The following is a 13,098-nucleotide window of genomic DNA, read 5'->3' on the forward strand; positions in this document are numbered from 1 at the left end:
GCGAGCCATGCGGATCGGGCGTAGTAGCAGGAACATGGTGCTGTGCGAGAGGGGACCCAGCCATGAACCCCGTGGACCCGGAACCCGCCGACCCCGGGCGGTTCGACGCGTCCACCGACGCGGTGGCCGTCGTGACGGGCGCCGGTGTGGTGACGGGCTGGACGCGGGCGGCCGAGGAGCTGCTGGGACGGGCCGCGGGGGAGGTCGTCGGACGGTCGGCCGCACGGCTGCTGGCCGGGCCGGGCGACCCGGCGCGGGTGGCGTGGATCGCCGAGCGGTGCCGGGCCGGGATGGGCTGGAGCGGCCAGGTCCCGCTGCTGCACGGCGACGGCCACCGCGTCGACGCCGACCTGCGGGTCTCCGCCGCCTTCCGGATCGGCGGCACCGAGTCCTTCCTGCTCTCCGCCCGGCAGCCGCGCCAGCGCTGGGCCGTCGGCCAGTCCGTGCTGGACGGGTTCCTCACCCGCTCACCGGTCGGCATGGCGGTGATGGACCTTGACCTGCGGTACGTCTGGCTCAACGACACCCTGGAGAAGTTCGGCGGCATCCCGCGCGAGCAGCGCCTCGGCCGCCGCCTCAGCGAACTCCTGCCCGGCCTCCAGGCGGAGACCATCGAGGGCCTGATGCGCAAGGTCCTGGTGACCGGCATCCCGGTCACCGACTACGAGTACGTCGGCTGGAGCTGGGCCGACCCGCACCGGCGGCACGCCTACTCCACGTCCTTCTTCCCCCTGGTGGACGCCGCCGACGACGTCACCGGCGTCTGCTACATGGTCCTGGACGTCACCGAGCGGTGGAACGCCCGCCAGTTGCTGGCCCTCGTCAACGAGGCCGGGACCAGCATCGGCCGGACCCTCGACGTGCTGCGCACCGCCCAGGAACTGGCCGACTTCGCCGTGCCCCGGTTCGCTGACCTCGTCATCGTCGACCTGCTGGAGACCGTCCTCGACACCGGCGGCCACGGCACCTGGCTCACCGACGCGGGCCCCGCGCACGTCCGGCCGGTGATGCGGCGCGCCGCGCTGAAGTCGGTGCGCGAGGGCGCCCCGGAGGCCGTCGCGGGCGTCGGGGAACGCGTGGACTTCCTGCCCCCGCCGCACGACCTGCACCTGTTGATCAGCGGCGAGGCGATCCACATCCCCGTCCTCGACCCCGCCGACGAGCTGTGGCTCGCCCAGGAGCCCGAACGCCTCGCGAACATCCGCGAGTACGGCATCCACTCGCTGATCTCCGTGCCGATGCGGGCCCGCAACACCGCACTCGGCCTCACCACCTTCATGCGCTCCCTCAACCCCGTCCCCTTCCAGCCCGACGACGTGCTGCTCGCCCGCGAGCTGGTGGCGCGGGCGGCGCTCTGCGTCGACAACGCCCGCCGCTACACCCGCGAGCACACCGCCGCCGTCACCCTCCAGCGCAGCCTCCTCCCGCACGCCCTGACCGGCGGCACCGCCCTGGAGGTCGCCTCGTCCTACCTGCCCGCGGACGCGCCGGGCGGCGTCGGCGGCGACTGGTTCGACGTCATCCCGCTGTCCGGCGGCCGGGTCGGCCTGGTCGTCGGGGACGTCGTCGGACACGGGCTCGCCGCCGCGGCGACCATGGGGCGGCTGCGCACCGCCGTCCAGACCCTCGCGGACATGGAGATGCCGCCGGACGACCTGCTGGCCCACCTCGACGACCTCGTCCTGCGCCTCGGCGAGGAGGAGCCCCGCGACGACATCGGCACCCCCCTCGTGGGCGCGACCTGCCTGTACGCCGTCTACGACCCGGTCACCCGGCGCTGCACGATGGCCCGCGCCGGACACCCGCCGCCCGTCGTCGTCACCCCCGACGGCGCGGTCTCCTTCCCCGAACCCCCGGCCGGACCCCCGCTCGGTCTGGGCGGCATGGCCTTCGAGGCGATGGAGATCGAACTGCCCGAGAACAGCCTGCTCGGCCTCTACACGGACGGCCTGATCGAGGGCGCCGACCACGACGTGGCACGCGGCATGGACCGCCTCGGTGAGATCCTCGCCCAGCCCGAGCCCGACCTGCGCGCCCTGTGCACCTCGGTCGTACGGCGGCTGGTCCCCGTGCCGCAGGCCGACGACATCGCCCTGCTGCTCACCCGCACCCGCGCCCTCGGCCCCGACCACGTCGTCTCCTGGGACGTGCCCGCCGACCCGGCCGCCGTCGCGGACGTCCGGGCCCGCGCCACCCGCCAGGTGGAGGAGTGGGGCTTCTGGGAGCTGGCCCTGACCACGGAACTCATCGTGAGCGAGCTGGTCACCAACGCCGTCCGCTACGCCGAACCCCCCATCCGGCTACGGCTGCTCCGCGACGCCCGGCTGACCTGCGAGGTCTCCGACGCCAGCAGCACCGCCCCCCGGCTGCGGCACGCCCGCAGCACCGACGAGGGCGGACGCGGCCTGTTCCTGGTGGCCCAGTTGGCCCACCGCTGGGGCGCCCGCTACACCCCCCAGGGCAAGATCATCTGGGCCGAGCAGGAGATCGCCTGAGCGGACCGCGTGCCCCGCTACTCCACGGTGAACAGATCACTGTCGATCTTGCAGGACGCGATCGGCGAGCCCGTCCCGTCGCACCCCTCGGGCAGCGCCGCCCAGACCCAGACCTTGGTCGGGTCCACCGACAGCATCTGCACCCAGGACGTGTGCCGGACGAGCTGGGTGCTCGGCCGGTGCACCGTCACGGTCGACTCGCTGACCGTCTCCGACGGGTCGTACGGCACGACGTCCGCCCTCGGGGCGATCTGCATCACCTCGCCGTCCGCCCCCCACAGCGACGCCTCCACGAAGCCCGCCAGCTCCGGGCCGTCCGGCACCGGCGGGCACCAGAAGCTGGCCGCGTACGTCAGGTCGGCCGGGTTCCCCTCCGTCCAGTGGGCCTTGACGCCCCAGTCGCACGGGATGACGCCGCCGGTCGGCGTCCCGTCCGCCTTGTCGACCTGGACGGCCTGGAACCCGGACGGCTCCGGTTCGGCGGCCAGGGTGGGAGTGGTGCCCGCGGCGAGCAGCAGGGCGGACGCGCAGAGGGCGACGACGGCGGGAAGCGGGCGTCGGCGTGCGGAAGCGCGGTGCATGGTGTGCTCCTGTTCGGTCGGCGGACGCGGTGCGCACGGCGCGACGGCGCGACGGCGTGACGGCGTCTGGGGAACGCGGTGCCCGGACGGTTCCGGGGAGCGCGGTGACCCGAGTCTGTGAGGGCCCGTCACCCTTCGCAAGCTTGTCCCGTTTGCTTCCCTGATGTCGGGATCTCTAAGGTGCTGACCTGCGGGGACGCGAACGTCCCGGGACATCGGACGGCCACCGGGGACACCCGGGCGGCCCGGCGCGGAGGACTCGGAATGCCCGTCGGCAAGGTCTCCCCGGACGGCGACCCGGCACGCGCCCTGGGCGGCGCCCTGCGCGCGCTCCAGCAGCGTTCGGGCCGCACCCTGCGCGCGCTGGAGGACGAGGTGCGCATCAGCGACTCGTCCCTGTCGCGCTACTTCCGCGGCAGCACGGTGCCGCCCTGGTCCACGGTCCGCGACCTCTGCGTCGCCCTGAAGGCGGACCCCGCGGAGTACCGGGCCCTGTGGGAGGCGGCCAACCGCAGCCAGGCCGCCGCGCCCCCGCCCGCACCCACCGCCGACCCCGGGTCCGGCTCCGGTCCCGGCCCCGACCCCGGTTCCGCCCACGGTCCCGGCCTCCGCCCGCGCCACCGCTGGCGGTACGCCGCCGCCGGAGCCGTCGCCGGTGCGCTGCTGGGCGGCGCGCTCACCGCGCTGCTGCTGCCCGCCGCCCGCGACGCCGCCCCGGCCGCCGACCCCGCCCGCGGCGGCGGGCAGTCGTCGCCCGACGCGGGCCGGATGTTCGTCAACCGCGCCACCGGCGCCTGTCTGGACGACAGCCTGGACAACGGTCTGCGCACCTACCCCTGCAACGCCCTCAACTACCAGCGGTGGACGGCGGCCACCGCGGACGACGGCACCGTCCGGCTCCGCAACCACGCCACCGGCGCCTGCCTCGACCACGGCGACCACGGGCCGCGCCCCGCCGACTGCGGCGAGGACCCCGCCCAGCGGTGGGTCGTGACCTCGCTGCGGGACCACTCCGTCGAGATCCGCAACGCCGTCACCCACCACTGCCTCGCCGACGCCGCCGCCGGGCTGCGCGCCCTGCCCTGCGACCGCACGGACCGTCAGAAGTGGGGCTGAGCCCGCCCCGCCTCTGAGCCCCGGCCCCCGCTGGGCCGGGCCGCCGTCCCTCACCCGTGCGGCGGTGCCACCGCCCCCGCGAACGCCGCCAGGTCCTCCGCCGTGCGCGGCCCGGCGGCGTCCTCCGCCAGCAGGCCGTTCGCGCGCAGCAGCCGGGCCGCCGGGACGCCCCACGGCAGCCGCAGCCCGGCCTGTCCGAGCAGGTCGGTGCGGGCCAGCATCTCCGCTGTCGGGCCGGTGTGGGCGCCGGACGGGGTCAGCAGGGCCGCGTCGTCGGCCCAGCGCAACGCCAGGTCCACGTCATGGGTGGCCATCACCACCGTCGTCCCCGTGGCCCGCAGCCCGGCGAGCGTGGCCAGCAGCCGTTCCTGGCCGTCCGGGTCGAGGCCCGCGGTGGGCTCGTCCAGGATGAGCACCCTGGGCCGCATCGCGACCGCGCCCGCGATCGCGGTCCGCTTGCGCTGGCCGTAGGAGAGCAGATGGGTGGGCCGGTCGGCCAGCGCGGTGATGTCCAGCGCGGCGAGCGCCTCGTCGACCCGGGCGCGCACCTCGGCGTCGGGCAGCCCCAGGTTGAGCGGCCCGAAGGACACGTCCTGGGAGACGGACGCCGCGAACAACTGGTCGTCCGGGTCCTGCACCACGAGCTGCACGGTCGTCCGCAGCCGGGTGAGCCCCTTGCGGTCGTAGCCGACCGGCCGCCCCTCCAGGGTCAACCGGCCCTCGCGGGGGCGCAGTCCACCGCTCAGCAGCCGCATCAGGGTGGTCTTGCCGCTGCCGTTGCGGCCCAGGAGGGCGAGCGCGCGCCCCTCGTGGATGGCGAAGTCGAGGCCGCTGAGGACGGTGGGCCCGTCCTCGTAGGCGAAGGACGCGCCCCGCAGGGCGACCAGGGCGGGCTCGCTCATGTCAGCGGCCTTTCGAGTACGAGGGTGAGGGCGGCGACCGCCGCGAGCAGGGCGAGGCTCGCGCCGGTGAACCGCGCGGAGACGCGGGCCTCCGGCAGCAGCACCCGCAGGGAGCCGTCGTAGCCGCGTCCGGCGAGTCCGGCCTGGAGGCGCTGCGCCCGGTCGAAGGCCCGCACGAACGCGGTCGCGCCGAGCCCGGCCAGGGACCGCCAGGTCGCCGCGCGGGTGGTGTGGCCGAGCCGGGCGGCCTGCGCGGCGCGGATCCGCCGCACCGAGTCCAGCAGCAGGAAGCTCATCCGGTACGTCACCAGCGCGACGTCGACGACGGGCGCGGGCACCCCGGCGCGCACCAGGCGCGGCAGCAGGTCCGACATCGGCGTGGTGAACGCGAACAGCAGCACGCCCAGGGACGCGGCCGACGTCCGCAGCAGCAACTCCCCGGCGCGGGCCGGGCCGTCGGCGGCGAGGGACACGAAGCCGTCCGGGCCGCCGACCTGGACGAGCAGGGTGGCGGCGCCGGTCACGCAGAAGCCCAGCGGCACCTTGTAGGCCCGCCACAGCCTGCGGCCCGGCACCCCGGCCGGGCCGAGCAGCAGCGTCAGCGCGGTCAGCAGTACCAGGGCGGCGCCCGGCCAGGGCGGCAGGGAGATCGCGAGCACGGTCAGACCGAGTCCCAGCACGGCCTTGTCCACGGGGTGGCGGCGGCGCCAGCGGCTGCTGTGCGCCGCCGCGTCGATCGGCAGCACCGGCGCTCAGTCCTGTCCGGTGGCGGGATCGGTGGGCTGCCCGGCGGTCTGTCCGGCGGTCTGGGCGGCCCGCGCCCGTTCCTCGCCCTGGCGCCTGCCCCTTCGCAGCCCGAAGTAGTAGGCGAGGAAGCCCGCGCCGAGCGCCGCCTGGAGGGAGAACAGACCGGACTCGATCTCCCCGGACGGCGGTTCGTACAGCGGTGAGAACCAGGGCTCGTAGTCCGGGTGCTGCTCGGTGATCGCCGTCTCCGCCTGCCCGTCGGAGCCGGTGAACGGCTCGTCCTTGTGGTCGCCGAGGCCGAGCGCCAGCGGCAGCACGGCGAGCGCGGCGACCAGCGCGAGGAGTACGAGGTTGATCTTCGCGTTCCGGCTCATCGGGTCACCGCCTCCGCCTCCGACGCCGCCCGCCGCCCCCGCGCCCCGGTGACGAGCACCCCGAGCCGGGTCAGCTCGCCCTTGCTGGACTGCACCAGCAGCCGCATCACCAGCACCGTCAGCAGGCCCTCGCTCACCGCCAGCGGGATCTGCGTGACGGCGAAGATGGAGCCGAACTTGCCGAGCGCGCCGAGGAACCCGCTGCTCGGGTCGGGGAAGGCCAGCGCGAGCTGGACGCTGGTGACGCAGTACGTGGACAGGTCGGCGACGAACGCGCCGCCGAAGACGGCGGCCATCAGCGGTACGTCGAAGCGGCGCAGCAGCCGGTAGGCGCCGTACCCGGCCCACGGGCCGACGATCGCCATGGAGAAGACGTTGGCGCCGAGCGTGGTCAGCCCGCCGTGCGCCAGCAGCAGCGCCTGGAACAGCAGCGTGATGGTGCCGAGCACCGCCATCACCGGCGGCCGGAACAGGATGGCGCCCAGACCGGTGCCGGTGGGGTGCGAGCAACTGCCGGTCACGGACGGCAGCTTCAGCGCGGACAGGACGAAGGTGAAGGCGCCGGACGCCCCGAGGAGCAGGGTGCTCTCGGGGTGCTCCCTGACCTCACGGGTGAGTGACCGGACTCCGTGGACGACGAACGGCGCGGACGCGACACCCCAGGCGATCGCGTGCGCCGGAGGGAGGAAACCCTCGGCTATGTGCATGGCTCAGCAGACCCTCTCCAGCACCTCGTGGATGGTTGACGCGCCTTGGCCGGTCTCCTGGCTGACGGGTACCACCGCCCGTGCTCCGCCTTCCCGGGTCCCGAAGGACCCAGTGGCCGCCCCTAGGGGCTGGAGCCGGACTTCCCGATCACAGTGGCGAGGGCCGCACCGGCATCACACCGGATTTCCCGTTCACCAAGGCGTGGTGACAGTAATCGGCCCCCGGGGGTGGTGACAAGCGGGCATCAGGGGCGCGAATACGGGCGCACACCCGCACACCGGCGCACTCGGACGCCCCGGGGTGCCCTGTCTCACACTCGGGGCCCGGGAGCGGTGGTGGGCGGGACTGGCCGGGCGCCTACAGCCAGCCGCGTCGCTTGAACACCACGTACAGGCTGACGCAGACCAGCCCCATCAGGGCGATGGCGAAGGGGTAGCCGAACAGCCAGTGGAGTTCGGGCATGTGGTCGAAGTTCATGCCGTAGATCGTGCCGACCAGGGTCGGTGCGAAGAGGATCGCCGCCCAGGCCGAGATCTTCTTCAGCTCCTCGTTCTGCGCGAAGCCCGCCTCCGCCAGCGCCCGCATCTCCGCGTTCTGCTGCTGGGTCACCAGCGTGGCGTTGACGGTGAGGATGTCGGTCAGGGCCTGGCGGAAGCCGTCGACGCGTTCGCTGGTGTGGGTGACGTGGTCGGCGACGTCGCGCAGGTAGCGCTGGAGTTCCTCGTCGGTGCCGTACTTCGCGAAGCCCGCCATCAGGCCGTGCAACATGCCGACCAGGGGGCGGGTGGAGCGCTGGAACTCCACCATCTCCCGGGAGAGTTCGTAGATGCGGCGGGAGACCTCCGGATCGCCGCGGAAGACCTCGGTCTCGATCTCGTCGATGTCGTTCTGCACGCCCTCGACGACCGGCGCGTACCCGTCGACCACCGCGTCCAGGATGGCGTACAGCACCGCCTCGGGACCGAGGCGCAGCAACTCCCGGCTGTCCTCCATGCGGTGGCGTACGGCGGACAGGTCGGGGGCGCCGCCGTGCCGCACCGTGATCACGAAGTCCGGGCCGACGAAGACGTGCAGCTCACCGAAGTCGACCTCCTCGGGTGCGTCGAGGTAGCGGGCGGCGCGCAGCACGACGAAGAGGGTGTCGCCGTAGCGCTCCAGCTTCGGCCGCTGGTGGGCCTCCATCGCGTCCTCCACCGCGAGCGGGTGCAGGTCGAACTCGGCGGCCAGCGACAGCAGTTCCGCGTCGGTGGGGCGGGCGAGCCCGATCCACGCCATGCCGGAGGGGTGCTCGCGCAGCTCACGGTAGGTCTCCGCGAGGGTGCCGGGGGAGGAGACGCGGACGCCGTCCCGGTACAGGGCGGACTCCACGACGCTGACCGGCTCCGGCGGCGACGGCTCGGGCGCCGCCTCGGGGGGCGCCGGGGGAGTCTGCCGCGGGGGCCGCTCCGCGGGCCGCGACCGCCGCCAGACCGGCTTCAGGGCGCTCCTCGCGCCGGGACGGTCACGTCGCTCGGACATCACGGCTGCCTTCCGGTGGGGGTACGGCGTCAGGGTGATCGACGAGCAGGATATACGGGGGCGAAACGTACGACCGGGGAGTACCCGAGCCGCGGACACCCCGTCATGAGTAGGTCAGGAACTGTCCGCCATCCGCGCTAGCGTGCGGAGCATGACGAAGACGGCCCCGGCGGCGCCCCTGCTCACCACCCGCGCCCTCAACCGCGCCACCCTCGCCCGGCAACTGCTGCTGCGCCCCGCCCGGCGCACCGCGGCCGACGCCGTCGGGCACCTGCTCGGGCTCCAGGCACAGAACGTCAAGCCCCCGTATTACGCGCTCGCCGCCCGCCTGGAGGGGTTCGGGCCCGAGGAGCTGTCCGGGCTGATGGCGGACCGGGCCGTCGTACGGATCGTCACCATGCGCTCCACCATCCACACCCACACCGCCGACGACGCCCTCACCCTGCGGCCCCTGGTGCAGCCCGCCCGGGACCGGGAGATCAACGTCTTCCGCAAGGGGCTGGTCGGTGTCGACCTCGAACGGCTCGCGCGGCTCGCCCGGGAGCTGGTGGAGGCCGAGCCGCGCACCATGGGGCAACTGCGGGACGCGCTGGGCGCCGAGTGGCCGGACGCCGACCCGCGGTCCCTCGCCGTCGCCGCCCGGTGTGCGCTGCCGCTCGTCCAGGTCACCCCGCGCGGGGTGTGGGGCCGCTCCGGGCAGGTCGCCCTCACCACCGCCGAGCACTGGCTGGGCCGCCCCGCCGAGCCCGCGCCCGCCCCGGAGGACGTCGTACGGCGCTACCTCGCCGCGTTCGGCCCGGCGTCCGTGAAGGACATGCAGACCTGGTCGGGACTGACCCGGCTGCGGCCCGCCTTCGAACGGCTCCGCCCCGAGCTGCTCACCTTCCGCGACGCGCACGGCACCGAACTCCTCGACCTGCCCGACGCGCCGCGCCCCGACCCGGACACCGGGGCACCGGCGCGGCTGCTGCCCGAGTACGACAACCTGCTGCTGTCCCACGCCGACCGCACCCGCGTCGTGCCCGCCGAGTACCGGGGCCGCACCTGGCAGGGCAACGTCGCCCACGCCACCTTCCTCGTCGACGGGTTCCTCGCGGGCGTGTGGCGGCTGCGCGACGACGCCCTCGTCATCGAGCCGTTCGGCCGCCTGACCGCCGTACAGCGCGCGGAGGTCACCGCGGAGGCGGAGCGGATGCTGGGGGTGCTGCACCCCGGGGAGCCGTACGACGTGCGCTTCGGGACCGTCGTAGGGGTGTGAGCGCGTGGAGAGGGGGCGTTGCGGGCCGCTCGTGGAGGCCCGCAACGCCCCCTGGTATTTCACCTGAGGGGTACTCAGGAGCCGTGGGCCGGTGACCGACCGGTCATGAGGCGAGCTGGGGGTGGCGTGACGTTCCGGAGGAGGGGGCGCGCACCCGGCGGGCCCGGGACGGCGGTGGCGGCGAGCGCCGCCACCGCCCCGCGTCTGGCGGTGTTCCTGGCGCGGTCGAGCCCGGACATGGATCTCCTCGTTGGCCGGTGGGGGGTCGCCCGGGGTGCAGGCCCGGGCGTTCGGCACGGCCCTTACGCTAGGGCCGCCCGCGGGGCCCGCCCAATGAGGGAACCCCCTAAGGGGGAGGGGAGTTGGCAGGGAAAACCCTCGGTCCCGGACGGCAAACCTTCGTTGTCGCCCGGGTGTCCCGGCTGTTCCCGCTGTCTGGGCTGTCCCGGCTGTCCGGGCCGTCGTCAGCCCGTCGTGCGGCCCGCCGCCAGGCGGACCAGGTCCACCCGTGAGCGTATGCCCAGCTTCCGGTAGACCCGCGTCAGGGTCGCCTCGACCGTCTTCACGCTGATGAACAGCCGGGCCGCGATCTCCCGGTTGGTGGCGCCCTCCATCACCAGCGCCGCGACCTGACGCTCCATCGCCGCCAGGCCCTCCAGCGCGGCGGGCGGCGCGGGCGCGGGCACCGGCGCCACCGGCTCCGGCGCGCCCGCGGCGACGGCCGCGTCCACCTGCCGCAGCCACGGCAGCGCCCGGCACCGCCGGAACAGCCGCGCCGCCTCCTCGTACGACGACGGCGCCGCACCCGGCCGCAGGGCCCGCAGCCGCGCCAGTTCGAACGCGGCCCGCGCCTCCTCCAGGCCGTACCCCAGCTTGCCGAGCCGGTCCTGGACCGACGTGAGCTGCGCCAGCGCGTCGTCCACGTCGCCGTGCGCGGCCCGCACCAGCGCCTCCGCCCGGTCCAGGACGGCCAGCACGCTCTCCCGGTCCAGGCGCAGCGCCTGCTCGCGCGTGACGTCGATGACGTCCCGCGCCTCCCCGGTCTCCCCGATCCGCACCAGCGCCTCCGCGAGGTCGCCCTGCCACCGCCCGCGCGCCGGGTCGGTCACCCCGAGCCCCTCCTCCAGGACCCGCACCCGGCGCAGCGACCGGGCCGCGCCGACCGCGTCCAGCGCGACGAGCTGGGCGTGCCCGAGCGCCGCGAGCGCCCGCGACAGGTACACCGTGTCGCCGTCCTCCTCGGCGTGCGACACCGCCTCCTGGGCCAGCGTCAGCGCCCGTCCGGCGTCCCCGCCCGCCGCCTCCGCCAGCGAGGTCAGCATCGCGGAGGCGCCCTCGCCGATGCCGCAGTCCCGGGCCAGCCGCAGCCCCTCGCGGGCCAGGTCCAGGGCCCGGCCGCAGTGCCCGGAGCGCAGCTCGGTGTCGGCGAGGAAGCGCAGGAAGTGCACCTCGGACTCGACCATGCCGCGCCGCCGCGCCTCCCGCAGCAGCGCGGTGACGGTACCGCGCGCCTCGGTGAGCTGGTCGCCCATCAGCAGCCAGCGGAACCGGGCCGCCCCGGCGCCGTTGTGGTGGCACGCCACCTGCGGGTCCTGCGGCTCGCGCAGCGCCCGCTTGATCGTCAGGGGCGCGTCGGGGTGGCCCATCAGGGTCTCCGACTGCGCCTGGAACGCCAGCGCCAGCAGCTCGGTGCGCCGGTCGCCACCGCGGGCGGCCAGCTCGGCGGCGTGCGCGGCCTCGTGCCGGGCCTCCGCGAAGTCGCCCTCGACCATCAGCCCGCGCCACGCGAGCTGGTAGTGGACCAGGGCGAGCAGCCGCGGGTCGTCGCCCGCGTCGGCGAGGGCCTGCGGGAAGACCGCGTCGACCTCGCCCAGGGCCTGCCCGGCGGCCTCGATGACGACCATCCAGGCGCCCACCCGGTCGGCGGAGGCGGTGGCCCGGGTCAGCACCTCGTGGGCGATGTCCCGCGCCAGGTCCACCTCACCGGCGAGCAGCGCGTCCTCGGCGGCCTGGAGCCTGCGCCCGTCGGGTCCTGGCACGCCGTGCGCGGGGGTGTGCCGGGCGGCGAGCAGACCCAGCGACGCGGCCACCGAGGGCGCCCCGCGGTCCCGGGCCAGCGCGGCGGCCTCCGCGAGCCGGGCGGCCACCTCCGGGTCGGCGCCGGTGGTGGCCAGCGCCAGGTGCCGGGCGCGTTCGATCGGGTCGGAGGCGGCGCGGGACAGCGCGGCGTGCGCGGCCCGGCGCTGCTGCCCGGTCGCCTCCGCGTACAGCGCGGCCGAGATCAGCGGGTGCGCGAACCGTACGGCGGGCCCCTCCGGCTCCGTCGCCAGCAGGCCCAGCTCCGCCGCGCGGGCGGTCTCCGCCTCGGCGTCCTCCCGTCCGGCCGCGTGCAGCAGGGCCAGGGTGGGGCGGGCGCCCGCGCTGGCGACGAGCAGGGTGTGCCGGGCGCCCGGCGGCAGCATCTGCAGGCGGCTGAGGACCAGCGCCCGCAGCGAGGTCGGCACCGGCAGCGGCTCACCGGGCCGCGGCGGCGTGGGGCTCTCGGCGAGGGCGCGGCCCAGTTCGAGGGCGAACAGCGGGTTGCCGCCGCTGGTGCGGTGGATGTCCCGGACCGTGGAGCGGGACAGCCCCGCGTAGCCGCGCTGGTCGAGCAGCCCGGACACCTGGGCGCGGGTCAGCGGGCCGAGCCGCAGCGCGAGCGTGTCCGGGGGTGACGCGCGCAGATGACGGTCGTACTCCTGGCCCTCGGTGCGCACCGCGCACAGCATCCGCACCGGGGTGTCGCCCAGGCGGCGGGCGGCGAAGCCGAGGAGTTCGGCGCTGGCCGGGTCCAGCCACTGGAGGTCGTCGGCGACCAGCAGCACGGGCCCGTCGGCGGCGAGGGCGCGCAGCGCGGACAGCACCGCGAGGCGCAGGGCGAGGCCGTCACGCTGGAGCGTGGACTCGCCACGGCCGGTGAGCGCCGACTCCAGCGCGGTGCGCTGCGCGGCGGGCAGCTTCCCGGCCACCTCACCGAGGACCAGACCGAGCAGATCGGCCAGCGCCAGGAACGGCAGATGGGATTCGGACTCGGTCGCCGAGCACCGCAACACGGTCCGGGCGCCGTCCGAGTATTCCGCCGCCAATGCCCGCAGCACATGCGACTTTCCTATTCCGGCCGGGCCGTGCAGCAGGACACTGCCGCCTCGGCCGAGCTGCTCACGCGCGGCCGTGAACAGCTCCTCCCGGCCGATGACCAGGTCGGGGCGGCGTCGGCCAGACTCCTGGAAGTCCCGTCGCACGGTCACCGCTCCCTCCGTGTGTGTGGTCGGCCAAATTCTAGGCAGCCCGTGGTTGAAATTCGGAGGGCGGAGGTCGTGAGGCTAATAACAGGCGCCGAGTACACGGGCTGAGCGGAGC

Annotated in this window: 10 protein-coding genes and 1 riboswitch; of the genes, 3 read left to right on the forward strand and 7 right to left on the reverse strand. The window is 75.0% G+C overall.

Annotation, left to right across the window (positions count from 1 at the left end):
- The first annotated feature begins 62 nt into the window (after positions 1 to 62).
- The gene (locus tag ACFQZ6_RS28540) at positions 63 to 2,495 is read left to right on the forward strand and encodes a SpoIIE family protein phosphatase (RefSeq protein WP_381614507.1); all 2,433 of its coding nucleotides are present in this window, start codon (positions 63 to 65) and stop codon (positions 2,493 to 2,495) included.
- 17 nt (positions 2,496 to 2,512) lie between these two features.
- Here ACFQZ6_RS28540 and ACFQZ6_RS28545 read toward each other — a convergent pair whose 3' ends face one another.
- On the reverse strand, positions 2,513 to 3,076 hold the full coding sequence (locus ACFQZ6_RS28545) for a hypothetical protein (RefSeq protein ID WP_381614510.1): 564 nt from the start codon (positions 3,074 to 3,076) through the stop codon (positions 2,513 to 2,515).
- 264 nt (positions 3,077 to 3,340) lie between these two features.
- On the opposite strand from ACFQZ6_RS28545, the gene ACFQZ6_RS28550 reads away from it, so the two are divergent.
- Complete coding sequence (locus tag ACFQZ6_RS28550) at positions 3,341 to 4,192, forward strand: RICIN domain-containing protein (RefSeq protein WP_381614513.1); 852 nt, start codon at positions 3,341 to 3,343, stop codon at positions 4,190 to 4,192.
- Between the two features lie 50 nt (positions 4,193 to 4,242).
- On the opposite strand, the gene ACFQZ6_RS28555 is transcribed toward ACFQZ6_RS28550, so the two are convergent.
- The 5 genes from ACFQZ6_RS28555 to ACFQZ6_RS28575 form a co-directional block, all read right to left on the reverse strand.
- Complete coding sequence (locus ACFQZ6_RS28555) at positions 4,243 to 5,094, reverse strand: energy-coupling factor ABC transporter ATP-binding protein (protein ID WP_381614516.1); 852 nt, start codon at positions 5,092 to 5,094, stop codon at positions 4,243 to 4,245.
- Complete coding sequence (gene cbiQ, locus ACFQZ6_RS28560) at positions 5,091 to 5,840, reverse strand: cobalt ECF transporter T component CbiQ (protein WP_381614519.1); 750 nt, start codon at positions 5,838 to 5,840, stop codon at positions 5,091 to 5,093. Before cbiQ ends, ACFQZ6_RS28555 begins: the two co-directional genes overlap by 4 nt.
- Before the next feature lie 6 nt (positions 5,841 to 5,846).
- Entirely contained in the window at positions 5,847 to 6,215 is a 369-nt protein-coding gene (locus tag ACFQZ6_RS28565; RefSeq protein ID WP_381614522.1) for an energy-coupling factor ABC transporter substrate-binding protein, read from the reverse strand.
- Positions 6,212 to 6,922 (reverse strand): energy-coupling factor ABC transporter permease, encoded by a 711-nt coding sequence (locus tag ACFQZ6_RS28570; RefSeq protein WP_381614525.1) that lies wholly within the window; start codon positions 6,920 to 6,922, stop codon positions 6,212 to 6,214. Before ACFQZ6_RS28570 ends, ACFQZ6_RS28565 begins: the two co-directional genes overlap by 4 nt.
- A 30-nt stretch (positions 6,923 to 6,952) precedes the next feature.
- Positions 6,953 to 7,137: riboswitch (cobalamin riboswitch) on the reverse strand.
- Between the two features lie 143 nt (positions 7,138 to 7,280).
- Positions 7,281 to 8,441: a magnesium and cobalt transport protein CorA gene (locus ACFQZ6_RS28575; RefSeq protein ID WP_381614528.1), complete on the reverse strand. Its 1,161-nt coding sequence runs from the start codon at positions 8,439 to 8,441 to the stop codon at positions 7,281 to 7,283.
- 151 nt (positions 8,442 to 8,592) lie between these two features.
- On the opposite strand from ACFQZ6_RS28575, the gene ACFQZ6_RS28580 reads away from it, so the two are divergent.
- Positions 8,593 to 9,699 (forward strand): winged helix DNA-binding domain-containing protein, encoded by a 1,107-nt coding sequence (locus ACFQZ6_RS28580; RefSeq protein WP_381614531.1) that lies wholly within the window; start codon positions 8,593 to 8,595, stop codon positions 9,697 to 9,699.
- A 464-nt stretch (positions 9,700 to 10,163) separates the two neighbouring features.
- Here ACFQZ6_RS28580 and ACFQZ6_RS28585 read toward each other — a convergent pair whose 3' ends face one another.
- Positions 10,164 to 12,986, reverse strand: coding sequence for an ATP-binding protein (locus ACFQZ6_RS28585; protein ID WP_381614534.1), 2,823 nt, complete (start codon positions 12,984 to 12,986; stop codon positions 10,164 to 10,166).
- Between the last annotated feature and the right edge of the window lie 112 nt (positions 12,987 to 13,098).

The sequence above is a fragment of the Streptomyces flavalbus genome, from assembly GCF_042674625.1.
Classification (GTDB): Bacteria; Actinomycetota; Actinomycetes; order Streptomycetales; family Streptomycetaceae; genus Streptomyces; species Streptomyces flavalbus.

What these genes read in the sequence shown, in the direction of transcription:
- ACFQZ6_RS28545 (WP_381614510.1), bottom strand. Translation starts at nt 3,076, where the DNA reads ATGCACCGCGCTTCCGCACGCCGACGCCCGCTTCCCGCCGTCGTCGCC.
- ACFQZ6_RS28555 (WP_381614516.1), bottom strand. Translation starts at nt 5,094, where the DNA reads ATGAGCGAGCCCGCCCTGGTCGCCCTGCGGGGCGCGTCCTTCGCCTAC.
- ACFQZ6_RS28570 (WP_381614525.1), bottom strand. Translation starts at nt 6,922, where the DNA reads ATGCACATAGCCGAGGGTTTCCTCCCTCCGGCGCACGCGATCGCCTGG.
- ACFQZ6_RS28580 (WP_381614531.1), top strand. Translation starts at nt 8,593, where the DNA reads ATGACGAAGACGGCCCCGGCGGCGCCCCTGCTCACCACCCGCGCCCTC.
- ACFQZ6_RS28550 (WP_381614513.1), top strand. Translation starts at nt 3,341, where the DNA reads ATGCCCGTCGGCAAGGTCTCCCCGGACGGCGACCCGGCACGCGCCCTG.
- ACFQZ6_RS28575 (WP_381614528.1), bottom strand. Translation starts at nt 8,441, where the DNA reads ATGTCCGAGCGACGTGACCGTCCCGGCGCGAGGAGCGCCCTGAAGCCG.
- ACFQZ6_RS28540 (WP_381614507.1), top strand. Translation starts at nt 63, where the DNA reads ATGAACCCCGTGGACCCGGAACCCGCCGACCCCGGGCGGTTCGACGCG.
- ACFQZ6_RS28565 (WP_381614522.1), bottom strand. Translation starts at nt 6,215, where the DNA reads ATGAGCCGGAACGCGAAGATCAACCTCGTACTCCTCGCGCTGGTCGCC.